Raw genomic sequence first — 25,273 nt, 5'->3', positions numbered from 1 at the left:
GACTGATCCGCATCTGCTGTCCTCCGCTTTTGCTTTTAAGGCCTCTTGCATGTCCGATCCTCGCTACCAGATCGACGTCAGCGTCGTCACCCGCTTCCTGGCGGACCAATCGCAACCTGAACAGAACCGCTTCGCCTTTGCCTACACCATCACGGTGAAAAACAATGGGCTGGTGCCGGCCAAGCTGCTGTCTCGCCATTGGGTGATCACTGACGGTGACGGCCAAGTCGAAGAAGTGCGCGGCGCCGGCGTCGTCGGCCAGCAGCCATTGATCGATATCGGCGCCAGTCATACCTACAGCAGCGGCACGGTGATGACCTCCAAGGTGGGCACCATGCAAGGCTCGTATCAGATGAAGGCCACTGATGGCCAACTGTTCGACGCAATCATCAAGCCTTTTCGCCTGGCGGTGCCCGGAGCCTTGCACTGATGGCGACGTACGCGGTCGGCGATCTGCAAGGCTGCCTGGAGCCCCTCCAGTGCCTGCTCGAACGCGTGGCCTTCGACCCAGCAAAAGATCGCCTGTGGCTCGTTGGCGACCTGGTCAACCGTGGCCCGCAGTCCCTCGACACCCTGCGCTACCTCTATCGCCTGCGTGACTCGCTGGTGTGCGTATTGGGCAATCACGACCTGCACCTGCTGGCGGTCGGCAATAATATCGAGCGCCTGAAAAAGGGCGATACGCTGCGCGAGATCCTCGAAGCGCCGGACCGGGGCGAACTGCTGGATTGGCTTCGCCAGCAGAAAATCATGCATTACGACGAAAGCCGTGACATGGCCCTGGTCCACGCCGGTATCCCGCCCCAGTGGACACTGAAAAAGGCCCTCAAGTGCGCCGCCGAGGTCGAAAGCGCCCTGGCCGATGACAGCCTGTACACCGCCTACCTCGACGGCATGTACGGCAACGAACCGGTCAAATGGGACAACGACCTCACCGGCGTGGCCCGCCTGCGAGTGATCACCAACTACTTCACGCGCATGCGCTTCTGCACCGCCGAAGGCAAGTTGGACCTCAAGAGCAAGGAAGGCGCCGACACCGCGCTGCCCGGCTACAAACCCTGGTTCGCCCATAAGGACCGCAAGACCCGCGACACGAAGATTATCTTTGGTCACTGGGCGGCCCTCGAAGGCAAGTGCGACGAACCTGGTGTATTCGCCCTCGACACCGGCTGTGTGTGGGGTGGCGCCATGACCATTATGAACATCGACACCGGCGAGCGCCTGAGCTGCCAGTGCCCCTCCCCTCTTCCCGCTACACTGCCGGCTGCCGCCAAGCGCTAGACGCAGCAGCCACGCCCAAGGAGCCCGCCATGAGCGAATTCAAACGTATCTCTCCCGAACAAGCCCAGGTCCTGCGCGAACAAGGCGCGGTGGTGGTGGATATTCGTGATCCGCAGACTTACGCCCTGAACCACATCAAAGACGCCCGTCATCTGGACAACCACAACATTGCCGATTTCATCCGCGCCGCCGACCTCGACGCGCCGGTGATCGTGGCCTGCTACCACGGCAACTCCAGCCAGAGCGCGGCCGCCTACCTGATCAGCCAGGGTTTCTCCGACGTCTATAGCCTGGACGGCGGCTTTGAGCTGTGGCGTACGACGTATCCTGCAGAAATTTCTTCATCCGATTCGCAATAATTTTTTTCACACCCCGCTACCCCCCGTGATGCTTGGGCTAGCGCCGTTTCTGACGAACGGCGCAGCCAAACTAATTGTGCATCGCACCTTGACCTCCCGGATTCCGAACTATCCTTAAGCGCAGGCCATCCGAATCAGGGGAGAGCCGGTACACCGGCGTGCGGGTCATCGGTAGCGTTTCAGGGTGTTCTGGGGGGAAAACAGCCATTGGCGTCCGTCAATGTCTGCCAGCATCGACTGATTGATCCGGCGTCGGCTCCACGTATCGAGCGAGGTGACGACGTCATGAGTATTTTTAGCCACTTCCAACAACGCTTCGCATCCACACAGCAGGAAGAACTCACGCTTCAAGAGTATCTCGAGCTGTGCAAACAGGATCGCAGCACCTACGCGTCTGCCGCCGAACGCCTGCTGCTGGCGATTGGCGAGCCGGAGCTGGTAGACACCTCCAACAATTCGCGCCTGTCGCGAATATTCTCCAACAAGGTGATCCGTCGCTACCCGGCCTTTGAGGACTTCCATGGAATGGAAGAATGCATTGACCAGATCGTCTCCTACTTCCGCCATGCCGCCCAAGGCCTGGAGGAGAAGAAACAGATCCTCTACCTGCTCGGCCCGGTTGGCGGCGGTAAATCGTCCCTGGCTGAAAAGCTCAAACAACTGATTGAGAAAGTGCCCTTCTATGCGATCAAGGGCTCGCCGGTCTTCGAATCGCCCCTGGGCCTGTTCAACGCCACGGAAGATGGTGCGATCCTCGAAGAGGATTTCGGCATTCCCCGGCGCTACCTCAACACCATCATGTCGCCCTGGGCCACCAAGCGGCTGGCCGAGTTTGGCGGTGATATCAGCCAGTTCCGCGTAGTGAAACTCTACCCGTCGATCCTCAACCAGATCGGCGTGGCCAAGACTGAACCGGGCGATGAGAACAACCAGGACATTTCGGCACTGGTGGGTAAGGTCGATATCCGCAAACTGGAGGAATTCCCGCAGAACGATGCCGACGCCTACAGCTACTCCGGCGCGCTGTGCCGGGCCAACCAGGGCCTGATGGAATTCGTGGAGATGTTCAAGGCGCCGATCAAGGTGCTGCACCCACTGCTCACCGCGACCCAGGAAGGCAACTACAACAGTACTGAAGGCCTGGGTGCGATTCCGTTTACCGGGATCCTGCTGGCCCACTCCAACGAATCGGAATGGCACACCTTCCGCAACAACAAGAACAACGAAGCCTTCATCGACCGGATCTACATCGTCAAGGTGCCGTACTGCCTGCGCGTCAGTGACGAAATCAAGATCTACGACAAGTTGCTGTTCAACAGCTCCCTGGCCAAGGCGCATTGCGCACCTGACACCTTGAAGATGCTTGCCCAGTTCACCGTGCTGTCGCGCCTCAAGGAGCCGGAAAACTCGAATATCTACTCGAAGATGCGGGTGTACGACGGCGAAAACCTCAAGGACACCGACCCCAAGGCCAAGTCGATCCAGGAATATCGCGACACGGCGGGCGTGGATGAGGGCATGAACGGCCTGTCGACGCGCTTTGCGTTCAAGATCCTGTCCAAAGTCTTCAACTTCGACCCCCATGAAATCGCCGCCAACCCGGTGCACCTGCTCTATGTGCTGGAGCAGCAGATCGAACAGGAGCAATTCCAGGCAGAAACCCGCGAACGCTACCTGCGCTTCCTCAAGGAATACCTCGCACCACGCTACATCGAGTTTATCGGCAAGGAAATCCAGACCGCTTACCTGGAGTCCTACAGCGAGTACGGCCAGAACATCTTCGACCGCTACGTGTTGTACGCAGACTTCTGGATCCAGGACCAGGAATACCGCGACCCGGAAACCGGCGAAATCCTCAACCGCGTGGCCCTCAACGAGGAACTGGAAAAAATCGAGAAACCGGCGGGCATCAGCAATCCGAAGGATTTCCGCAACGAAATCGTCAACTTCGTATTGCGCGCACGAGCGAACAACAACGGCAAGAACCCCACCTGGCTCAGCTACGAGAAGTTGCGGGTGGTCATCGAGAAGAAAATGTTCTCCAACACCGAGGATCTGCTGCCGGTCATCAGCTTCAACGCCAAGGCCAGCAAGGAGGACCAGCAAAAACACAACGACTTCGTCACACGCATGGTCGAGCGTGGCTACACCGACAAACAAGTACGGCTACTCTCCGAGTGGTATTTGCGAGTTCGCAAATCGCAGTAAGGCAGCGGCAAGCGTGCGCTGCCAGGCATTTGGCCTGGCAGCTGACCGCTTGTCTCTAAGCTTCCAGCTCGCGGCTTGAAGCTTGTAACGTGAAGCTGCCCGGAGGGCTCCCCATGAGCTATGTGATCGACCGACGCCTCAATGGCAAGAACAAAAGCACGGTAAACCGCCAACGTTTCCTGCGGCGTTACCGTGACCACATCAAAAAGGCCGTTGAAGAGGCCGTCAGCCGCCGCTCCATCACCGACATGGAGCACGGCGAGCAAATCAGCATTCCCGGACGGGACATCGACGAACCGGTGCTGCACCATGGCCGGGGCGGCAAACAAACCGTGGTGCACCCCGGCAACAAGGAGTTCACCACTGGCGAACATATCCAACGACCCCAGGGCGGTGGCGGGGGCAAAGGCCCAGGCAAGGCGGGTAACTCCGGCGAGGGCATGGACGAGTTCGTGTTCCAGATCACCCAGGAAGAATTCCTCGAATTCATGTTCGAGGACCTGGAGCTACCCAACCTGGTCAAGCGCAACCTGACCGGTACCGACACCTATAAAACGGTGCGCGCCGGGATCAGCAACGAAGGCAATCCGTCCCGTATCAACATCATCCGCACCCTTCGCTCAGCCCATGCACGGCGTATCGCCCTATCGGGAAGCAGCCGCGCCAAGCTGAGAGAGGCCAAGGAAGAGTTGGCACGCTTGAAGCGCGAAGAACCGGATAACTTCGGCGATATCCAGGAAATTGAAGTTGAAATCGAGAAACTCAGCGCGCGGATCCACCGGGTGCCGTTCCTCGACACCTTCGATTTGAAATACAACCTGCTGGTCAAGCAGCCCAACCCCAGCTCCAAGGCCGTGATGTTCTGCCTGATGGACGTGTCCGGCTCGATGACCCAGGCCACCAAGGACATTGCCAAGCGCTTTTTCATCCTGCTGTACCTGTTCCTCAAGCGGAACTACGACAAGATCGACGTGGTGTTTATCCGCCATCACACCAGCGCCCGTGAAGTGGACGAAGAGGAGTTCTTCTACTCGCGGGAAACCGGCGGCACTATCGTTTCCAGCGCCTTGAAACTGATGCAGGAGATCATGGCCGAGCGCTACCCCGCCAACGAGTGGAACATCTATGCCGCGCAAGCCTCGGACGGTGACAACTGGAACGATGACTCGCCCATCTGCCGCGACATCCTGATCAACCAGATCATGCCGTTCGTGCAGTACTACACTTATGTTGAGATCACCCCCCGTGAGCATCAGGCGCTGTGGTTCGAATACGAGCGCATCGGCGAAGCCTTTGCCGACACATTCGCCCAGCAGCAACTGGTCTCGGCCGGCGATATCTACCCGGTCTTCCGTGAACTCTTCCAGCGCAGGTTAGTGACATGACCGCCAAAAAAGAGCAAAAACGCCAACCTATCTCCACGGGGTCTGAGTGGACCTTTGAACTGATCCAGGCCTATGACCGGGAAATCAGCCGTATCGCGGCCGGTTATGCCCTGGACACCTACCCCAACCAGATCGAAGTGATCACCGCTGAACAGATGATGGACGCCTATGCCTCGGTGGGCATGCCGCTGGGTTATCACCACTGGTCCTATGGCAAGCACTTCCTCAGCACTGAAAAGTCCTATAGCCGCGGGCAGATGGGCCTGGCCTACGAAATCGTCATCAACTCCGACCCGTGCATCGCCTACCTGATGGAAGAAAACACCATCTGCATGCAGGCGCTGGTGGTGGCTCACGCCTGCTATGGGCATAACAGCTTTTTCAAGGGTAACTACCTGTTCCGCACCTGGACCGACGCCAGCTCGATCATCGATTACCTGGTGTTCGCCAAGCAGTACATCATGCAATGCGAGGAACGCCATGGCATCGACGCGGTGGAAGACCTGCTCGACTCCTGCCATGCCCTGATGAACTATGGGGTCGACCGCTACAAACGACCCTATCCGATTTCGGCCGAGGAAGAGCGCCTGCGCCAGAAGGAGCGCGAGGAGCACCTGCAGAAGCAGATCAATGACCTGTGGCGCACTATTCCCAAACGCGCGGGCAAGAACAGTGACAAGGATAATGCACGCTTCCCCGTCGAACCCCAGGAAAACATCCTGTACTTCCTGGAAAAACACGCACCGCTACTGGAGCCTTGGCAACGGGAAATCGTGCGCATCGTGCGCAAGATCGCCCAGTACTTTTATCCACAACGCCAGACCCAGGTGATGAACGAAGGCTGGGCGACATTCTGGCACTACACGTTGATGAACGACCTGTACGACGAAGGCCTGGTCACCGACGGCTTCATGATGGAGTTCCTCACTTCCCATACCAGCGTGGTATTCCAACCCGGCTTCGACAGCCCGTATTACAGCGGCATCAACCCCTATGCCCTGGGCTTTGCCATGTACCGCGACATCCGGCGCATGTGCGAGCACCCCACCGAGGAAGACCGTCGCTGGTTCCCGGAAATCGCCGGCAGCGATTGGCTGTCGACCATCAAGTTCGCCATGAGCAGCTTCAAGGATGAAAGTTTCATCCTGCAGTACCTGTCACCCAAGGTCATTCGCGACCTCAAGCTGTTCAGCATTCTGGATGACGACCTCAAGGATGACCTGGTGGTGCCGGCCATTCACGACGAACCAGGCTACCGCATCATCCGGGAAACCCTGGCGGCGCAGTACAACCTGGGCAACCGCGAGCCGAACATCCAGATATACAGCATCGACGTACGCGGCGATCGCTCGCTGACCCTGCGTCATCAGCAGCACGACCGCAAACCCTTGGGGGAATCCACCGAGGAGGTGCTCAAGCATCTGCACCGGCTATGGGGGTTCGATATCCACCTGGAAACCTTGCAGGGTGATCAGGTGATGAAAACCCACCATGTCCCCCCACGCAGCGATCACAACGACAACGACTACGGCCGCCTGGACCTCGCCGTCGTCCATCTCTGAAACAGCAAAGCCTCCATTGGCCAGGCACAGGCGGTATCCTGTGGCGCTAATGGAGGCTTTTTCATGAAAATCTACAAAGTCGGTGGCGCCGTGCGCGACCGCCTGCTGGGCATCAAGGTCACCGATATCGATCGCGTCGTCGTCGGCGCGACCACCGACGAGATGCTTGCCAAAGGCTACAAACCGGTGGGCGCGGACTTCCCGGTATTCCTGGACCCGAAAAACGGCGACGAATACGCCCTCGCCCGCACGGAACGCAAAAGTGGTCGTGGGTATGGCGGGTTTGTGTTTCACGCCAGCCCTGAAGTCACCCTGGAAGAAGACCTGATCCGTCGCGACCTGACCATCAACGCGATGGCCGAAGACGACGACGGCAACCTGACCGATCCATATCACGGCCAACGCGATCTTGAAGCGCGCATTTTGCGTCACGTTTCCCCGGCGTTCGCCGAAGATCCTTTGCGCGTACTTCGCGTTGCGCGGTTTGCCGCACGTTACGCCCACCTGGGTTTCACGGTCGCTTCCGAGACCCTGGAGCTGATGCGCCAACTCAGCGAATCCGGTGAACTGGAGGCCCTGACCCCGGAGCGCAGCTGGAAAGAAATCTCCAGGGCGCTGATGGAAGATCAACCCCAAGTGTTTATCCAGGTACTGCGTGACTGCGATGCGCTGAAAACCTTGATGCCGGAAGTCGACGCCCTGTTCGGCGTACCACAGCCCGAAGCCCATCACCCCGAAATCGACACCGGCGTGCACACCTTGAGCGTGTTGGAGCAGGCCGCCCTGCATCAGCAGCCGCTGACCGTGCGCTGGGCCTGCTTGCTGCACGACCTGGGCAAGGGCCTGACGCCTGTGGATAAGTTACCGCAGCATATCGCTCATGAGCATCGAGGCCTGGAACTGATCAAGGCCGTCAATGAGCGCTTCAAAGTACCGAGGGATTGCCAGGAATTGGCGTTGCTGGTGGGCCAATATCACACCCATGGCCACCGCGCGCTGGAGCTGAAAGCGTCAACGCTGCTGGAGTTACTGCAGAGTTTTGACGTCTACCGCAGGCCACAGCGTTTTGAAGAGTTTGTAGTCGCCTGCGAAATGGATGCCCGGGGCCGCAAGGGGCTGGAGCAAAGAAGTTATCCACAAGCGGATTACTTGCGCGGTGCGGCGAAGGCAGCGCGCGAAGTTGCCGTTGCGCCACTGCTTGAGAAAGGTTTCAAAGGCCCGGAGTTGGGCGAGGCACTCAAGCGCGAACGGCTCAAGACACTCAAAGCCTACAAGGAACAACACAAACCCTTGTAGGAGCCTTGCTCGCGAAGAACGTCAACGATAACGCAACGCTCTCAGTTTTTTCGCGAGCACGCTCGCGCCTACAAGAGCGCGTCCGGGGTGAGTTGCTGGCCCTGCCATTCAAACCCGACAGGCGCCAGCACCTGGTCGATCTGAGCATCACGCCAGAGTGCAGCCATCGTCTTGCCCGCTTCAGGATGCACACGATCGGGCGCCATCAACGACAGCGGCCACAGCACGAAGGCGTTTTTCAGGATTTCTGCCCGTGGCAGGATCAAACCATCAAAGTTGCCCACCAAGTCGCCGTACAGCAGCACGTCGATATCCAGCGGTAGCCCTTTGCGGTCTGGCGCATAACGACCGTTGTCGGCCTCGATGAATTTAAGCCGGCGATCCAGCTCCATCAACGGCAGGTCGGTATAGGCCGACACCACGAGATTGAAGAACGGTCCGCTCTTGATGCCCACGGGTTGGCTTTCGAACACAGCCGAACAGCGCACATCCGTCAAGAAGCTCGCCAGCGCGTCAAGACCCGCGCGCAGGTGGGCTTCGCGCTCAATATTGCTGCCAAGGCCGAGATAAACCTGAGTTAGCGACATCCGCGCTCGATCTCCACGCCCACGCCCTTTGCGGCCGGTACGGCACCCGGTTTGGTCAACTTGAGGTGCAGCCAGGGAATCTGGAATTCACTCATCAGCACTTCGGCCAGCCGCTCGGCGAACGTCTCCACCAACTGGTACTGAGACTGTTCGGCAAAGGCCTGGATGCGGGCAGATACGCTGGCGTAATCCAAAGCCAGGGTCAGGTCGTCACCGGCAGCGGCTGGGCGATTGTCCCACGCGAAGCTCAGGTCCAGGCGCAAGCATTGACGGATCCCGCGCTCCCAGTCGTAGGCCCCAATCACGGTGTCGACTTCCAGGCCTTCGATAAACACTCTGTCCAAGCTCTTCTCCGCAGCACGACAAGGGCGCAATGCCCCGTTAGAATCAGGGCGTCCTCGCCCGGAATAGTTAGCATGTTTTGGTCACTGGCGATTTTCGCCTACCTGCTTGGCTCGCTGTCCTTCGCCATTTTGCTCAGCCGCCTGACGGGAAATCCCGACCCGCGAATGAGTGGTTCAGGCAATGCCGGCGCTACCAACATGTTGCGCCTGGCCGGCAAGAAACTCGCCGTACTCACCCTGCTGGGCGACGTCTGCAAAGGCCTGTTACCCGTACTGATCGCCAGCCTGGCCGGCCTTACCCTGCAACAGCAGGCCTGGATCGGCGTGTGCGCCGTCCTCGGCCACCTGTTCCCTTTGTACTTCCGCTTTCGCGGTGGCAAAGGTGTCGCCACGGCGGCCGGCATGCTGCTGGGGATTTACCCACCGGCGGCGCTGCTGGCCGTGCTCGCCTGGCTGCTGACGTTCTACTTGACCCGCACCAGCTCGTTGGCCGCACTGATCGCCACCCCGCTCACCCTGCCCTTGCTGGCCTGGCAGGAACCGGCTGCATTGCTGCCGATGAGTGTGTTGACACTGTTGATTGTCTGGCGTCACCGCGGCAATTTACGCGACCTGTTTGCCGGGCGCGAACGGCATTTTTAAAATCGCCCGATAAGCCCGGCTCACATCGCGCCATTACAACGGCGACAACTGCTCCATCGGCCAGCGCGCCTGCACGCTGATCGCCAGGCTTTCATGCTGCCCGGCCTGCAGGCGCTGGCAACCGGCATAGGCGATCATCGCGCCATTGTCGGTGCAGAACTCAGGGCGCGCGTAGAACACATCACCCTTCATGTCTCCAAGCATTTTTTCCAGCGAGGTGCGCAAGGCCTTGTTGGCGCTGACGCCCCCTGCAATCACCAGGCGCTTCATGCCGGCCTGTTTCAGGGCGCGCTTGCACTTGATGGTCAAAGTCTCCACCACGGCCTGCTGGAATGCCAGCGCGATGTCGCAACGGGCTTGCTCACTGTCGTCCCCGGCGCTGACGCTTTGCTGCCAGGTATTGAGCGCGGAGGTTTTCAAGCCGCTGAAGCTGAACATCAGGCCCGGCCGATCGCACATTGGGCGCGGGAAGGTATAACGACCCTGGATGCCTTTTTCTGCAAGACGGGCGATTTCCGGACCACCGGGATAATTGAGCCCCATCATCTTCGCGGTCTTGTCGAAGGCTTCGCCGGCGGCGTCGTCCAGGGACTCGCCCAACAGCGTGTATTGACCGATGCCGTCGACCTGAACCAGCTGCGTATGGCCGCCCGAAACCAACAAAGCGACGAACGGGAACTGCGGCGGTGTTTTTTCCAGCATCGGCGCCAATAAATGGCCTTCCATATGATGCACACCCAGGGCAGGAATACCCCAGGCAAAAGCCAGCGCCTGGGCGCAAGAAGCCCCAACCAGAAGGGCTCCAACCAATCCAGGGCCGGCGGTATAGGCAATGGCATCGATCTCGGTGGGCACACAACCGGCTTCATCCAGCACCTGGCGAATCAACGGCAGCATGCGCTTGACGTGATCACGACTGGCAAGCTCGGGCACCACGCCGCCATAGGCGCGGTGCAGGTCGATCTGACTGAACAGCGCATCGGCCAAAAGCCCGCGTTCACTGTCGTAAAGTGCGACACCGGTTTCGTCGCAGGAGGTTTCAAGTCCCAGTACTAGCATGGGTTTGCGCCTTGTAGAGGCTGAATTCGAAGGCGCGCATAATAGTCGCCACTCCCCCTCCCGACTAGCGGTTTTCGATCAGAGGCTTTGCATTCCGGGCAATGAGGGGTTAACATCCGCAACCCTTAAAAACCGACGACCTCAGCCGCGAATTTTTTGCGACGAGAACGTTGATTCCCGGTAATGAAAGAAGGTAGCTCTGGATGCCAGCCGTCAAAGTAAAAGAGAACGAACCCTTCGACGTAGCTCTGCGTCGTTTCAAGCGCTCCTGCGAAAAAGCCGGTGTTCTGGCTGAAGTTCGTAGCCGCGAATTTTATGAGAAGCCAACTTCTGAGCGTAAGCGCAAGGCAGCAGCCGCTGTTAAGCGTCACGCCAAGAAAGTTCAGCGCGAACAGCGCCGCGCCGTTCGTCTGTACTAATACACAGACGTTCGTAGCAAGCTTCTGCCAAGCCCGGCCCTCAGCCGGGCTGTTGGCATTTGCGGATATCGCTTGATGCTTCATCGTCGACGCCGCCCATGCGACAGAGACACCGCTTCACACGTCAGGACTGGCTTTTCTGCCAGCGGTGCACGTCTCTTCTGACGAGCCTAACAAGGCTACTGACGAGCACACTTATTTTCAGGCAGGCGATCAACAGGTCGACTGTGCCCAACGATGAGCTTCCGAGGCCCTCTATTGGCCAAGACCGGATGCCAGGGCAGCCTTTACACGCCGGACACTGATTGAAATTAACGTCAGTGAACGTTCGGCAGATACACTTCCATACAGCCCAAGCAGACGATTGATGGTCGAGCCACTCGATACGTACGCCTGAGCACTTCACGGGCCCTCAATTACACGCAGTGATGACGAGAACGCCATGGCCGGGCTGATTCCCCAGAGCTTTATTGACGACCTTCTGAACCGCACCGACATCGTCGATGTTGTCAGCTCGCGCCTGCAAATGAAGAAGGCAGGCAAGAACTACACCGCCTGCTGCCCGTTCCACAAGGAAAAGACCCCTTCGTTCAGCGTCAGCCCCGACAAGCAGTTCTATTACTGCTTCGGTTGCGGCGCGGGCGGCAATGCCCTCGGCTTTATCATGGACCACGACAACCTGGACTTCCCCCAGGCCGTCGAGGAACTGGCCAAAGCCGCCGGCATGGAAATCCCTCGCGAAGAAAGTGGCCGACCGCACAAACCGCGGCAACCCACTGACTCGCCGCTATACCCACTGCTGACCGCCGCTGCGGACTTTTATCGCCAGGCGCTCAAGAGCCATCCGCAGCGCAAGGCCGCCGTCGATTACCTCAAGGGCCGTGGCCTTACCGGTGAAATCGCCCGCGACTTCGGTCTCGGCTTCGCCCCGCCGGGCTGGGACAACCTGTACAAACATTTGAGCAGCGACACCCTGCAGCAAAAAGCCATGATCGACGCCGGCCTGCTGGTGGAAAACGCCGAGACCGGCAAGCGCTACGACCGTTTCCGCGACCGCGTGATGTTTCCGATCCGCGATAGCCGCGGCCGGATCATCGCCTTCGGTGGTCGCGTGCTCGGCGACGACAAGCCCAAGTACCTGAACTCCCCGGAAACCCCGGTGTTCCACAAGGGACAGGAACTCTACGGCCTGTTCGAGGCGCGCAAGAACAATCGCAACCTCGATGAAATCATCGTGGTTGAAGGCTATATGGATGTGATCGCCCTGGCCCAGCAAGGTTTGCGCAACGCCGTGGCCACCCTCGGCACAGCCACCAGCGAAGAGCACATGAAACGCCTGTTTCGCGTAGTGCCCAGCGTTTTGTTCTGCTTCGACGGCGACCAGGCTGGCCGCAATGCCGCCTGGCGCGCCCTCGAAGCCACGCTGTCGAGCCTGCAGGATGGTCGCCGCGCACGCTTTCTGTTCCTGCCCGAAGGCGAAGACCCGGACACCCTGGTCCGCTCCGAAGGCACCGACGCCTTTCGCGCACGCATCAATCAACACGCGCAGCCGCTGGCGGATTATTTCTTCCAGCAACTGACTGAAGAAGCCGACCCGCGCTCTCTCGAAGGCAAGGCCCACATGGCCACCCTCGCGGCGCCACTGATCGACAAGGTTCCAGGCGCCAACCTGCGCACCCTGATGCGTCAACGCCTGCTGGAAATCACCGGCTTGAGCGGCGAAGCGGTCAGCCAGCTGGTGCACAGCGCACCACAGGACGCACCGCCCGCCTACGACCCTGGCATGGACTACGACGCCATGCCGGACTATTCCGACTTCCACCAACCGCAGGAGGCGTATGCGCCCCAGCAGGAGTGGACGCCGAAGAAACCCGGCGCCGGCGGCAAGAAATGGGACAAGAAACCGTGGAGCAAGAACGGCAAGCGCGGTGATCGCGACGAGCCCTATGCCCCCCGTACACCGGTAGCCGTGGAAGCCCCGACGCTCATTGCATTGCGCACGTTGATTCATCACCCGCAATTGGCGGGCAAGGTCGAAAGCGCCGAGCATTTTGCCAACGAAAGCAATACCTACGCCCAGGTGCTGATTGCCCTGATCGAGGCAGTTCAGAAAAATCCTAAGCTAAACTCTATTCAGCTGATGGCTCGTTGGCATGGCACCGAACAAGGTCGCTTGCTCAAGGCACTCGCGGAAAAGGAGTGGCTAATTGACGGCGACAACCTTGAACAACAGTTTTTAGACACCATTACTAGGTTATCCGAGGGCCAGCACACGCAGACCCTCGATGAACTCATCAAGAGAGCAAGGCAGCCGGGATTGTCGGCTGAAGAGCAAATTCAGATAGCAAAACAGATGCGCGACCTCTTAAAACAGAATGTTTCCGCATCAAACCCGACCTCAGCTGGCGTGTGAGGTCATAGCTCGGGTATAATCCTCGGCTTGTTTTTTGCCCGCCAAGACCTTCAGTGGATAGGGTGTTATGTCCGGAAAAGCGCAACAGCAGTCTCGTATCAAAGAGTTGATCACCCTTGGTCGTGAGCAGAAGTATCTGACTTACGCAGAGGTCAACGATCACCTGCCTGAGGATATTTCAGATCCAGAGCAGGTGGAAGACATCATCCGCATGATTAATGACATGGGGATCCCCGTACACGAGAGTGCTCCGGATGCGGACGCCCTTATGTTGGCCGACGCCGATACCGACGAGGCAGCCGCTGAAGAAGCCGCTGCCGCGTTGGCCGCGGTGGAGACCGACATCGGTCGCACGACTGACCCTGTGCGCATGTATATGCGTGAAATGGGTACCGTCGAGTTGCTGACACGCGAAGGCGAAATCGAAATCGCCAAGCGTATTGAAGAGGGTATCCGTGAAGTGATGGGCGCAATCGCGCACTTCCCTGGCACGGTTGACCACATTCTCTCCGAGTACACTCGCGTCACCACCGAAGGTGGCCGCCTGTCCGACGTCCTGAGCGGTTATATCGACCCGGACGACGGTATTGCGCCGCCTGCTGCCGAAGTGCCGCCGCCTGTCGACCCGAAAGCCGTGAAAGCGGACGACGATGCCGAAGACGACGATGCTGAAGCCAGCAGCGATGACGAAGATGAAGTCGAAAGCGGTCCAGACCCGATTATCGCTGCCCAGCGTTTCGGTGCGGTTTCCGATCAAATGGAAATCACCCGCAAGGCCCTGAAAAAGCACGGTCGCGCCAACAAGCTGGCGATTGCCGAGCTGGTAGCGCTGGCCGAGCTGTTCATGCCGATCAAGCTGGTACCGAAGCAATTCGAAGGCTTGGTTGAGCGTGTTCGCAGTGCCCTTGAGCGTCTGCGGGCACAAGAGCGTGCGATCATGCAGCTCTGTGTTCGTGATGCGCGCATGCCGCGTGCCGACTTCCTGCGCCAGTTCCCGGGCAACGAAGTTGACGAAAGCTGGACCGATGCACTGGCCAAGGGCAAGGCGAAATACGCCGAAGCCATTGGTCGCCTGCAGCCAGACATCATCCGTTGCCAGCAGAAGCTGACCGCGCTTGAGACCGAAACCGGTCTGACGATTGCCGAGATCAAGGACATCAACCGTCGCATGTCGATCGGTGAGGCCAAGGCCCGCCGTGCGAAGAAAGAGATGGTCGAAGCGAACTTGCGTCTGGTGATCTCCATCGCCAAGAAGTACACCAACCGTGGCCTGCAATTCCTCGATCTGATCCAGGAAGGCAACATCGGCTTGATGAAGGCTGTGGACAAGTTCGAATACCGTCGCGGCTACAAGTTCTCGACTTATGCCACCTGGTGGATCCGTCAGGCGATCACTCGCTCGATCGCCGACCAGGCCCGCACCATCCGTATTCCGGTGCACATGATCGAGACGATCAACAAGCTCAACCGTATTTCCCGGCAGATGTTGCAGGAAATGGGTCGCGAACCGACTCCGGAAGAGCTGGGCGAACGCATGGAAATGCCTGAGGATAAAATCCGCAAGGTATTGAAGATCGCTAAAGAGCCGATCTCCATGGAAACCCCGATCGGTGATGACGAAGACTCCCACTTGGGTGACTTCATCGAAGACTCGACCATGCAGTCGCCAATCGATGTCGCCACCGTTGAGAGCCTTAAAGAGGCGACTCGCGACGTACTCTCCGGCCTCACTGCCCGTGAAGCCAAGGTACTGCGCATGCGTTTCGGCATCGACATGAATACCGACCACACCCTTGAGGAAGTCGGTAAGCAGTTTGACGTGACCCGTGAGCGGATCCGTCAGATCGAAGCCAAGGCGCTGCGCAAGTTGCGCCACCCGACGCGAAGCGAGCATCTACGCTCCTTCCTCGACGAGTGATCCCAGAACCCCCGGCCCAGGCCGGGGGTTTTGCTGTGTGCCGATAAAATTCCCCGCGCGCCCCTCTCCCCCCTCAATGCCCGTCTACACTCGAAACATTCCCCGTGCCATAACGAGACCGTTATGCCCAGATTGCCGACCGTGATACTGCTGTCGCTGCTGACCTGGACCGCAACGGCTGGCGCGTTGACTCTCACTGATGATGAGCGTGGCTGGTTGGCGGACCATCAGGAGCTGCGCCTGGGGGTGGACGCGTCGTGGCCGCCCTTTGAGTACCGTGATGAAAACGGCCGCTACCAAGGCTTGGCGGCAGACTATGTGCGGTTGATCCAGGACCGCCTCGGCGTCAGGATCAAACTGATCGAGCCGGAGAACTGGAGCGCCCTGCTGGAGCTAGCCAGGCAAAACAAGCTCGATCTGCTGCCCGGCATCATGTCCACCCCGGAACGCCAGAGTTTTATGGCGTTCACACGCCCTTACCTGGATTTTCCCATTGTCATCCTCGCCCATGAAGGCGGTGCACAACCACGCAACCTGAAGGAGCTCTATGGCCTGAAGATCGCCGTGGTGGAAAACTACGCCCCCCATGAGCTACTGCGCACCCACCACCCTGACCTCAATCTGGTGGCTCTGCCCAATGTGAGCTCGACGCTGCAGGCGTTGGCCACTGATGAAGTAGACGCCGTGGTCGGCGATCTGGCTTCCAGCGTCTGGAGCCTGCGCCAGCTCAAGCTCGACGGTTTGTACGTCAGCGGCGAGACACCCTACCGCTACCAACTGGCGATGGGCGTACCTCGGGATGACAAAATGCTGGTGAGCATCTTGGACAAGGTTCTCGCCGACCTCAGCCCAGATGAAACTCAAGCGATTCAGCAACACTGGGTCGGCAGCCTCACCGATCACCGCACCTTCTGGTCAGACCTGCTGACCTACGGCCTGCCGGCGGTACTGCTATTGAGCACGGTGCTGGCCATCGTGATTCGCATCAACCGCCGCCTCAGCTCAGAGATCTCTCGCCGTGTCGCCCTCGAGCAGGAGCTGCGCAGCAGCGAATACCACTATCGCGGCCTGGTCGAAAGCCTGTCCGCCATAGCCTGGGAAGCCAGCGTCAGCGATTTCACCTACAGCTACGTGTCGCCGCATGCCGAAGAGTTACTCGGCTATCCTCGCGCCCATTGGCTGATTCCCGGCTTCTGGCGCAACATCATTCATCCTGCCGACCTGACACGTACCGAAGCGTATTGCTTGCGCGAAACCCGCGCCAACCGTGATCACAGTGTTGATTACCGAGTAATCACGGCCGATGGCCGCTGCTTGTGGGTCCGCGATATTGTCAGCCTGATCGAACATGGCCATGAACCGGTGCTGCGTGGCTTGATGATCGACATCAGCGACGCCAAGCGCACCGAAGAGGCGCTGCAGCTGTCAGAGCAAAAGTTTGCCTCGGTGTTCCAACAGTGCCCGGATATTCTGGTGATCGCACGGATGTCCGATGGCTGCCTGCTGGAGGTCAATAAAGCATTCGAGGACCAGGTTGGCCTGAAGGCCAAGGACGTGATTGGTAAAACCGCCACCGAGCTGAATATCTGGGGCATCCCCGGTACCGGCCCGGATCTGTTGCAACAGGTGCAGACCACCAGCATCCGCAACCTGGAAATGCCTTTTCTGCGCAGCAATGGCCAAGCGTTTACCGGCCTGATTTCGGCCGAACCCTTCCAACTCGACACTATCGAAGCGCTGGTGGTCGTGGTGCGTGATATCACCCAACTCAAGGAAACCCAGCAACAGCTGCAAACCTCCGAAGAAAAATTCGCCAAGGCCTTCCATGCCTCCCCCGATGGTTTACTGCTGAGCCGTCAAAGCGATGGCCTGCTGATCGAGGTCAACGAGGGGTTCAGCCGCATTACCGGCTTTACCAGCGCGACGTCCCTGGACCAGTCGACCCTGGACCTGGGCATCTGGGTCGACCTCAACGAACGCAAACACATGATCGAGCTGATGCAGCGCGACGGGTTTGTCCGGGACTTCATCTGTCACATCCGCCGCAACGACGGGCAGACTCGGCTTTGTGAAGTGTCCAGCCGCCCGCTGCCCATTGGCGGTGATGACTGCATGTTGACCATCGCTCGGGACATCACCGAACGCCAACAGATGCAGGAAAAACTGCAACAGGCCGCAACGGTTTTCGAGAGCACCGCCGAAGGCGTATTGATCACCGACACCCGGCAGAACATCAGCGCCGTCAACCGCGCCTTCAGCGAAATCACCGGCTACAGCGAAGCCGAGGCCCTCGGCCACACGCCGCGCCTGCTCGCCTCAGGCCTGCACGACAGCGCCTTTTATGCCGCCATGTGGCACCAGTTGACTGCCCATGGGCACTGGCAAGGCGAAATTTCCAACCGTCGCAAGAACGGTGAGGTGTATCCCAGTTGGCTGACCATCAGCGCCGTGCGCAACCGCGACCAGTTGATCACGCATTTTGTCGCCGTGTTCGCCGACATCTCCAGCCTCAAGCACGCCCAGGCCCGCCTCGACTATCAGGCACACCACGACCCCCTGACCGGCCTGCCCAACCGCACGTTGTTTGAAAGTCGGTTACAGGCCGCCATCAACTGCCAGCAGGAAACCGGCAGCCAGGGCGCGGTGCTGTTCCTCGACCTGGACCGCTTCAAACATATCAACGACAGCCTCGGTCACCCCATCGGCGACCTGCTGCTCAAGGACATCGCCGTACGTCTCAAGGAGCAGTTGCGCGACATCGACACCGTCGCACGCCTGGGGGGTGACGAATTCATCATCCTGCTGCCCGGCCTGCAACAAGCCAGCGATGCACAACACTTGGCCAACAAACTGCTGGACTGCTTCACCCCGCCGTTCCAGGCCGGTGAACACGAGTTCTTTATCAGCGCCAGTATTGGCACCAGCCTCTACCCCCAGGACGGCACCGACGTGGCCACCTTGGTCAAAAACGCCGACGCCGCGATGTACCGCTCCAAGGCCAAGGGCCGTAACCGGGTCGAAAGCTACACCCGCGACCTCACGGCCCAGGCCAATGAACGCGTAGCGCTGGAGCACGAACTGCGGCGCGCCATCGAACGCGATGAATTGAGCCTGTATTACCAACCAAAACTGAGCCTGCTCACGCAGGAACTGATCGGGGCCGAGGCACTGATCCGCTGGCACCACCCGACATTCGGCGATGTAGCGCCGGAACACTTTATCGCCCTGGCCGAAGAAAACGGCATGATCCTGCAGATTGGTGACTGGGTGCTGGAACAGGCGTGTCGACAAATGCACGCCTGGCAAACCGCCTTCGATGGCTTCGGCCCCCTGTCGGTCAACCTCGCCGGCGCCCAACTGCGCCACCCCAACCTGCTGTCACGCATCGAACAATTGCTGCGCGAGTACCACCTGGAACCTGGCTGCCTGCAACTGGAGATCACCGAGAACTTCATCATGAGCCAGGCCGAAGAAGCCCTCGATGTGCTGCATCAGCTCAAGCGCCTGGGCGTACAACTGGCGATTGATGACTTCGGTACCGGCTATTCGTCCCTCAGCTACCTCAAGCGCCTGCCCCTGGACTTCCTGAAGATCGACCAATCCTTCGTCCGCGGCCTGCCCGACGACCCTCACGACGCCGCCATCGTGCGCGCCATCATCGCCCTCGGCCACAGCATGCAATTCACCATCATCGCCGAGGGCGTGGAAAATTCGGCGCAGCAAGCCTTCCTTGCCGCAGAGGGCTGCGAACAGATGCAAGGCTACATCGTCAGCCTGCCTCTCCCCCCAGAGCTGTTCGCCGCGACCTTCCTTCGTATGAGTGTTGAGGATTTTTCGGATAGCACAGCGGAGAAACCATCGCTATAATCCGCGACCTACTAAGGGCCTATAGCTCAGTTGGTCAGAGCAGAGGACTCATAATCCTTTGGTCCACGGTTCAAGTCCGTGTGGGCCCACCAACTCCAAAGCCGCGCATTGCGCGGCTTTTGCGTTTCTGGCGTATCGACCTCATATACAGTCCAACGGTCCAAGTGATCGTGACCGAAGGTTATCGCCGGAGGAAGAACACCTTCTGCTCGCCGCCGTGAATCGACATAGCAACCCTATGTTGGGCTGGACTGTTTGCATCGCTGGGCTAAACCTGTCCGCTTGATTCATAAAATAAACTGGAGGTGCAGAACACCGGTCTAAACTCTGAGCCTCAGTTGTGCTCCGCGGGGAGGCCAGCACGCCATGCGACCCACCATCAAACTGCTCGATCAACCCACCAAATATATGTTCTTCACTGGCAAGGGCGGAGTGGGCAAAACGTCGGTCTCCACTGCGGTATCAATCGCCTTGGCTGATGCAGGCAAGCAGGTGCTGTTGGTTAGTACAGACGCCGCCTCGAACCTTGATGAGATGCTCGGTGTCGAGTTGAGCAATCAGCCTGTAGCAGTGCCGGAGGTGCCTGGGATGTTCGTGCTGAACATCGACCCCGAGGCCGCCGCCATCGACTACCGAGCCCGGGTAGTCGAGCAAATGGGCTCCCAGGCCAGCGATCAGGATATTGCTCTGGTACGCGAGCAGCTTTCGGGGGCATGCACGACCGAAATCGCAACCTTCGATGAGTTTGCCCACCTCCTGTCAGAAGGCGCAGCAGCCTACGATTATGTCGTGTTCGATACCGCGCCCACGGGGCACACGCTTAGACTGTTGAGCCTGCCAAAAGCGTGGAGCGGTTTTTTGGAAGGCAATGACCGTGGCGCGTCATGCCTGGGGCCGCACTCGGGTTTGAAAATGCAGGAGCAGCTTTTCAAGCAGGCGTTGGCGGCGCTCAACAATTCAGCCCTGACCACCGTTGTGCTAGTCACTCGCCCTGACAAAGGCGCGCTCGACGAGGCTGCGCACTCCTCCGACGAGCTCCGTGAGTTGGGTCTGGTCAACCAGCGTTTAGTGGTAAACGCGGTGTTCAAACGCAGCGATTTGAATGACCCGATCGCAGCAGCGATCGAGGCTATTGGCCAACGGGCGCTCGACCAGATGCCAGCTTCACTGCGCCAGCTTTCAGCCGACTATATTTCGCTCAAGGCCGTAGACTCCGTTGGTTTGCCCGCGCTTCGCGGACTGCTTGCCCCGGAGCCTGCCAGGCCAACAAGTACTGCAACTCAAGCGCCCTCACGCCTGGAACATCACACGCTCTCGGAGCTGATCGCCGAGCTTGCGAATGATGAACGCGGGTTGATCATGGTCATGGGCAAAGGTGGGGTTGGCAAAACCACTATTGCCGCCGCCGTCGCCCTGGGCCTGGTGCAGCACGGCAAGTCCGTGCACCTGAGCACCACTGACCCTGCGGCGCATCTGGCCGTGACCCTCAATGCCGATGTGAAAGGGCTTAGCGTTGGCCGCATTGACCCTAAGGTCGAGACCCAAAAATACGTAGACAAGATCGTGGCGTCCCGCGCGCCGACCCTGACGGAAGCTGAAATAGCCTTGCTCATCGAGGACCTTCGCTCCCCCTGTACCGAAGAGGTCGCCGTCTTCCACGCGTTCTCCCGCGTGGTTTCTCAAGCCAGGACCTCGTTCGTGGTACTGGACACCGCCCCCACGGGGCATTCTTTGCTACTGATGGATGCCACAGGCGCCTATCACCGCCAGATGCTTCGGGAATTCAAAGGCCGAGCCTCGGACCATATCGTTACGCCATTGATGCGCCTGCAAGATGCCAACTACACCAAAATTCTCCTTGTGACGCTGCCCGAAGCCACACCTGTGTCTCAGGCGACAGCGCTGCAAGATGACTTGCGCAGGGCCAACATCGAACCGTATGCATGGGTGGTCAATAAGTCACTATTGGCTACAGCCACCACCGACCCGCTGCTGCGCGCGCGCCTGGATAGCGAGCAAAAACAGATGACGCGAGTAGCCGACCAAACCAGCCATGCTGTCATTGTGGTTCCCTGGACGGCGGAGCCGCCTGTTGGCGTCGCTGCGTTAAAGCACCTGCTGGATTGATACGCCAGCGTCGGCTCGACGCTGCGTCTCTACTGGAAGAAAGACCGTGCGAAATACAGTCATCACTTCGCAAACAACTGCCCCATATCCCGAAACGCCTTGAACTCCAGCGCATTCCCGCACGGATCAAACAGGAACAACGTCGCCTGCTCCCCCACCTGCCCCTTGAACCGAATGTGCGGTTCCAACACAAACTTCGTCTCCCGCGCCTGCAAACGCTCGACCAGGGCATGCCAGTCTTCCCAGCCCAGCACCACGCCAAAATGCGGGACCGGCACGTCGTGGCCGTCCACTGCATTGGTATGCGCCGCTGCTTGAGAGGCGGTTTTCGGGTGTTCGTGGATGACCAATTGGTGGCCGAAGAAATTGAAGTCAACCCAGTGCTCGCTCGACCGCCCCTCCTCCAGGCCAAAGACTTCAGCGTAGAAGTGCCGCGCGGCGGCCAGGTCGAATACCGGGATTGCCAGGTGAAAAGGAGCCAATGCCATCAGGTCAAACCTCTGTGGGTATTAGATGCGTCGAGTTTAGCCTTGCTCCAGATGATGAAAAGACGATAATTTTTGCGCCGAGCTCAAATTATTTCGATGAATCGAGACGTCCATGCTGCGTGAATTGAAGACCTTTATTGCGGTAACCCGCCATGGCACGTTTGCGGCGGCGGGCATGCATATCGGGCTGACGCAGTCGGCGGTGAGTGCACAGATTCGCCAGCTGGAGCAGGTGCTGGGGATGCAATTGTTCGACCGCACGGGACGCCAGGCCACCCTGAATGCCGCCGGCATTCGCGCTTTGCCGCTGGCCAAGGAGATCCTGGAGACCTTCAACCGCATGGCGGTGCCGGTGGATGCCAATGAATACCGGGGCGAGTTGAAAGTCGGCGCGATCACCACGGCGCAGACCGGCCTGCTGCCTCAGGCGCTGGTGCGCTTACGCCAAGCCGCGCCGACAGTGGAATGCAAATTGGTGCCCGGGGTCTCCCTTGAGTTGCTGAGCCAGGTCGACGCCGGCGAGCTGGACTCGGCGATCATCATTCGCCCGCCCTTTGACTTGCCCAAGGAGTTGCATGTACGCGTGCTGCGCAAAGAGCCGTTCGTACTGATCGTGCCTCAGACCGTCGACGGCGATGACCCTTTGCAATTGCTCGGCACACAGCCACACGTACGTTATGACCGCGCTTCGTTTGGGGGGCGATTGGTCAGCCGATTTCTGCGTGAACAAAAGATAGAGGTACAGGTAGCGCTCGAGCTGGATGAGCTGGAAGCCATCGTGAAGATGGTCGAGTGCGGCCTGGGCGTGTCGTTGATTCCCCAGGCGGGCCTGTGGCTGGAGCGCTCGCCCAAGGTGCGGATTATCCCGCTGGGTCATCTGACCTTTTACCGCGAGATCATCCTGTTGAGCCGCTACAGCCAACGCCACCTACCGGTGCCGCAGCTGTTCGCCCGCTGCCTGCTCGCCGACGCAAGCCTGTAACATGCCACCCCATTGCCGCCCGTATCGGAGCCTCCCTTGCACGCCCTAGATGAAATCGATCGCCAATTGATCGCCGCTTTGCAGATCAACGCTCGCGAAAGCGTCGCCATGCTTGCCCGGCAGTTGGGTATCGCGCGCACCACGGTGACGTCGCGCCTGGCGCGCCTGGAAAAAACCCAGGTGATTACCGGTTACGGCGTGCGCCTTGGCCAGCGGGTCGTGGATGGCGGTTTGCAGGCTTATGTCGGCATCACCGTGCAGGCACGCTCGGGCAAGGACGTGCTGCGCAGGCTCAGCGCCATGGCTCAGGTCCAGCAGCTCTGCGCCGTGAGCGGCGAGTTCGATTACGTGGCCTGGCTGCGCACCGATTCGCCGGAGCAGTTGGATCAACTGCTGGACCAGATCGGCAGCGTCGACGGCGTGGAGAAAACCACCACCTCGATCATCCTCAGCAACAAATTAGACCGTGGCCAGCCAATCTGACCAGCCACCTCGTCAGATTGACCAAAAACAATCCAAACCGACGACAGTTTGCGTCTTATTAACGAGCGCTACGCTGCCTAAACTGGCTGCCATCTTTTCCTATACTCATCGGGTCGCTTCCCGCCGAGTCGTCAGTAAGGTCAGCCATGAGCATTCCTTCCAGCACCATCAGCAAAACCAACCGCCACCCGGTCGACGGCAAGAAGCCCATCACCATCTTCGGCCCGGACTTTCCGTTTGCCTTTGATGACTGGATCGAACACCCAGCAGGCCTGGGCAGCATTCCCGCAGCCAACCATGGCGCCGAAGTGGCGATCGTCGGCGCCGGGATTGCCGGGCTGGTGGCCGCTTATGAACTGATGAAGCTGGGTTTGAAGCCCGTGGTATACGAAGCCTCGAAGATGGGTGGCCGCCTGCGCTCCCAAGCCTTTGAAGGCGCCGAAGGCATCATCGCCGAGCTGGGTGGCATGCGTTTCCCGGTATCGTCCACGGCGTTCTATCACTACGTGGACAAACTGGGCCTGGACACCAAACCCTTTCCCAACCCACTGACCCCGGCCTCCGGCAGTACGGTGATCGACCTGGAAGGCCAGACCCACTACGCACAAAAGCTCTCTGACTTGCCGGCACTGTTCCAGGAAGTGGCTGACGCCTGGGCCGATGCCCTGGAAGCCGGTTCGCAGTTCGGCGATATCCAGCAAGCCATCCGCGACCGTGACGTGCCACGCCTCAAAGAACTGTGGAATAAACTGGTGCCCTTGTGGGACGACCGCACCTTCTATGATTTTGTCGCCACCTCCAAGGCGTTCGCCAAGTTGTCGTTCCATCACCGCGAAGTGTTCGGCCAGGTCGGTTTCGGCACGGGCGGCTGGGACTCGGATTTCCCCAATTCCATGCTGGAAATCTTCCGCGTGGTGATGACTAACTGCGACGACCACCAGCACCTGGTGGTCGGCGGCGTGGCGCAAGTGCCCATGGGCATCTGGCGCCATGTGCCGGAACGCTGCGCCCATTGGCCAGCCGGTACCAGCCTCAGTTCATTGCACAGCGGCGCGCCACGGGCCGGGGTCAAGCGCATTGCCCACGCGCCCGGTGGCCGGTTCGCAGTCACCGACAACTACGGTGACACCCGCGAATACGCGGCGGTACTGACCACCTGCCAGAGCTGGTTGTTGACCACCCAGATCGAATGCGATGAAACCCTGTTCTCGCAAAAGATGTGGATGGCCCTCGACCGTACGCGCTACATGCAGTCGTCGAAAACCTTCGTGATGGTCGACCGCCCGTTCTGGAAAGACAAAGACCCGGAAACCGGCCGCGACCTGATGAGCATGACCCTCACCGATCGCCTGACCCGTGGCACTTACCTCTTCGACAACGGCGACGACAAGCCGGGCGTGATCTGCCTGTCGTACTCGTGGATGAGCGACGCCCTGAAAATGCTCCCGCAGCCCATCGACAAGCGGGTGAAGCTGGCCCTCGACGCGCTGAACAAGATCTACCCGAAAGTCGACATCAAGGCGCGCATCATCGGCGACCCGATCACCGTGTCCTGGGAAGCCGACCCGCATTTCCTCGGGGCCTTCAAGGGCGCGCTGCCCGGCCACTATCGCTACAACCAGCGGATGTACGCGCACTTCATGCAGAAGGACATGCCCGCCGAACAACGAGGGATTTTCATTGCCGGCGACGACGTATCCTGGACCCCCGCCTGGGTGGAAGGCGCCGTGCAAACCTCGCTGAACGCGGTGTGGGGCATCATGACCCACTTCGGTGGCAGCACCCATCCAGAAAACCCAGGGCCGGGTGATGTGTTCGATGACATCGGGCCGATCGCCCTGCCCGAGTAAGGA

At 59.4% G+C, this 25,273-nt stretch carries 20 protein-coding genes and 1 tRNA gene; 17 read left to right on the top strand and 4 right to left on the bottom strand.

What is annotated here, in order from left to right; all coding sequences use genetic code 11:
• Nucleotides 1–49: 49 nt before the first annotated feature.
• The 7 genes from apaG to QU606_RS03105 all read left to right on the top strand — a co-directional run bounded on the left by apaG (nt 50) and on the right by QU606_RS03105 (nt 8,091).
• The gene (gene apaG, locus QU606_RS03135; protein ID WP_024077719.1) at nt 50–430 is read left to right on the top strand and encodes a Co2+/Mg2+ efflux protein ApaG; all 381 of its coding nucleotides are present in this window, start codon (nt 50–52) and stop codon (nt 428–430) included.
• The gene (locus tag QU606_RS03130) at nt 430–1,281 is read left to right on the top strand and encodes a symmetrical bis(5'-nucleosyl)-tetraphosphatase (protein ID WP_069077163.1); all 852 of its coding nucleotides are present in this window, start codon (nt 430–432) and stop codon (nt 1,279–1,281) included. The genes apaG and QU606_RS03130 overlap by 1 nt, the downstream gene beginning before the upstream one ends.
• Before the next feature lie 29 nt (nt 1,282–1,310).
• A complete protein-coding gene (gene glpE, locus QU606_RS03125; RefSeq protein ID WP_024077721.1) occupies nt 1,311–1,640 on the top strand; it encodes a thiosulfate sulfurtransferase GlpE in 330 nt (109 codons plus the stop codon).
• Nucleotides 1,641–1,925: 285 nt separating this feature from the next.
• Nucleotides 1,926–3,848: a PrkA family serine protein kinase gene (locus tag QU606_RS03120; RefSeq protein ID WP_024077722.1), complete on the top strand. Its 1,923-nt coding sequence runs from the start codon at nt 1,926–1,928 to the stop codon at nt 3,846–3,848.
• Nucleotides 3,849–3,961: 113 nt separating this feature from the next.
• Complete coding sequence (locus QU606_RS03115) at nt 3,962–5,233, top strand: YeaH/YhbH family protein (RefSeq protein ID WP_024077723.1); 1,272 nt, start codon at nt 3,962–3,964, stop codon at nt 5,231–5,233.
• Nucleotides 5,230–6,795: a SpoVR family protein gene (locus QU606_RS03110; protein ID WP_024077724.1), complete on the top strand. Its 1,566-nt coding sequence runs from the start codon at nt 5,230–5,232 to the stop codon at nt 6,793–6,795. Before QU606_RS03115 ends, QU606_RS03110 begins: the two co-directional genes overlap by 4 nt.
• Nucleotides 6,796–6,858: 63 nt before the next feature.
• Entirely contained in the window at nt 6,859–8,091 is a 1,233-nt protein-coding gene (locus tag QU606_RS03105) for a multifunctional CCA addition/repair protein (protein WP_304998106.1), read from the top strand.
• 68 nt (nt 8,092–8,159) lie between these two features.
• Here the strand turns inward: QU606_RS03105 and folK are convergent, their stop codons facing one another.
• Together folK and folB are read right to left on the bottom strand one after the other, a co-directional pair.
• Nucleotides 8,160–8,678 (bottom strand): 2-amino-4-hydroxy-6-hydroxymethyldihydropteridine diphosphokinase, encoded by a 519-nt coding sequence (gene folK, locus QU606_RS03100; protein WP_069077161.1) that lies wholly within the window; start codon nt 8,676–8,678, stop codon nt 8,160–8,162.
• Nucleotides 8,669–9,022: a dihydroneopterin aldolase gene (gene folB, locus QU606_RS03095; protein ID WP_015886183.1), complete on the bottom strand. Its 354-nt coding sequence runs from the start codon at nt 9,020–9,022 to the stop codon at nt 8,669–8,671. The genes folK and folB overlap by 10 nt, the downstream gene beginning before the upstream one ends.
• A gap of 72 nt (nt 9,023–9,094) precedes the next feature.
• Between folB and plsY the strand changes: the two genes are divergently transcribed.
• A complete protein-coding gene (gene plsY, locus QU606_RS03090; RefSeq protein ID WP_024077727.1) occupies nt 9,095–9,664 on the top strand; it encodes a glycerol-3-phosphate 1-O-acyltransferase PlsY in 570 nt (189 codons plus the stop codon).
• Between the two features lie 33 nt (nt 9,665–9,697).
• On the opposite strand, the gene tsaD is transcribed toward plsY, so the two are convergent.
• Entirely contained in the window at nt 9,698–10,723 is a 1,026-nt protein-coding gene (gene tsaD / locus QU606_RS03085; RefSeq protein ID WP_024077728.1) for a tRNA (adenosine(37)-N6)-threonylcarbamoyltransferase complex transferase subunit TsaD, read from the bottom strand.
• Nucleotides 10,724–10,926: 203 nt separating this feature from the next.
• Here tsaD and rpsU point away from each other — a divergent pair, with 203 nt between their 5' ends.
• From rpsU to arsA, 6 genes are all read left to right on the top strand, one after another.
• The gene (gene rpsU, locus QU606_RS03080) at nt 10,927–11,142 is read left to right on the top strand and encodes a 30S ribosomal protein S21 (RefSeq protein ID WP_002551877.1); all 216 of its coding nucleotides are present in this window, start codon (nt 10,927–10,929) and stop codon (nt 11,140–11,142) included.
• A gap of 442 nt (nt 11,143–11,584) precedes the next feature.
• Nucleotides 11,585–13,555, top strand: coding sequence for a DNA primase (gene dnaG, locus QU606_RS03075; RefSeq protein WP_069077159.1), 1,971 nt, complete (start codon nt 11,585–11,587; stop codon nt 13,553–13,555).
• A 67-nt stretch (nt 13,556–13,622) separates the two neighbouring features.
• Nucleotides 13,623–15,473, top strand: coding sequence for an RNA polymerase sigma factor RpoD (gene rpoD, locus QU606_RS03070; RefSeq protein WP_024077730.1), 1,851 nt, complete (start codon nt 13,623–13,625; stop codon nt 15,471–15,473).
• Nucleotides 15,474–15,596: 123 nt separating this feature from the next.
• Nucleotides 15,597–19,340: an EAL domain-containing protein gene (locus QU606_RS03065; protein ID WP_069077158.1), complete on the top strand. Its 3,744-nt coding sequence runs from the start codon at nt 15,597–15,599 to the stop codon at nt 19,338–19,340.
• 15 nt (nt 19,341–19,355) lie between these two features.
• A tRNA-Ile gene (locus QU606_RS03060) sits at nt 19,356–19,432 on the top strand.
• A gap of 274 nt (nt 19,433–19,706) precedes the next feature.
• Nucleotides 19,707–21,467 (top strand): arsenical pump-driving ATPase, encoded by a 1,761-nt coding sequence (gene arsA / locus QU606_RS03050; RefSeq protein ID WP_193689894.1) that lies wholly within the window; start codon nt 19,707–19,709, stop codon nt 21,465–21,467.
• Between the two features lie 62 nt (nt 21,468–21,529).
• On the opposite strand, the gene QU606_RS03045 is transcribed toward arsA, so the two are convergent.
• Nucleotides 21,530–21,955 carry a VOC family protein gene (locus QU606_RS03045; protein WP_304998105.1) on the bottom strand — a complete coding sequence of 142 codons (426 nt, stop codon included), beginning with the start codon at nt 21,953–21,955 and terminating at the stop codon, nt 21,530–21,532.
• A 112-nt stretch (nt 21,956–22,067) separates the two neighbouring features.
• On the opposite strand from QU606_RS03045, the gene QU606_RS03040 reads away from it, so the two are divergent.
• The 3 genes from QU606_RS03040 (at nt 22,068) to QU606_RS03030 (ending at nt 25,270) form a co-directional block, all read left to right on the top strand.
• Entirely contained in the window at nt 22,068–22,937 is an 870-nt protein-coding gene (locus QU606_RS03040) for a LysR family transcriptional regulator (RefSeq protein WP_150295712.1), read from the top strand.
• A gap of 36 nt (nt 22,938–22,973) precedes the next feature.
• The gene (locus tag QU606_RS03035; protein WP_024077735.1) at nt 22,974–23,420 is read left to right on the top strand and encodes an Lrp/AsnC family transcriptional regulator; all 447 of its coding nucleotides are present in this window, start codon (nt 22,974–22,976) and stop codon (nt 23,418–23,420) included.
• A 167-nt stretch (nt 23,421–23,587) separates the two neighbouring features.
• Nucleotides 23,588–25,270 carry an NAD(P)/FAD-dependent oxidoreductase gene (locus QU606_RS03030; protein WP_150054475.1) on the top strand — a complete coding sequence of 561 codons (1,683 nt, stop codon included), beginning with the start codon at nt 23,588–23,590 and terminating at the stop codon, nt 25,268–25,270.
• Nucleotides 25,271–25,273: the final 3 nt, after the last annotated feature.

Origin of the sequence: Pseudomonas sp. OVF7 (genome assembly GCF_030644265.1) — a bacterium.
Lineage (GTDB): Bacteria > Pseudomonadota > Gammaproteobacteria > Pseudomonadales > Pseudomonadaceae > Aquipseudomonas > Aquipseudomonas gorinensis.
Note: the sequence above shows the minus strand (reverse complement) of the source record. Positions and strands in the feature narration are given on the sequence as shown.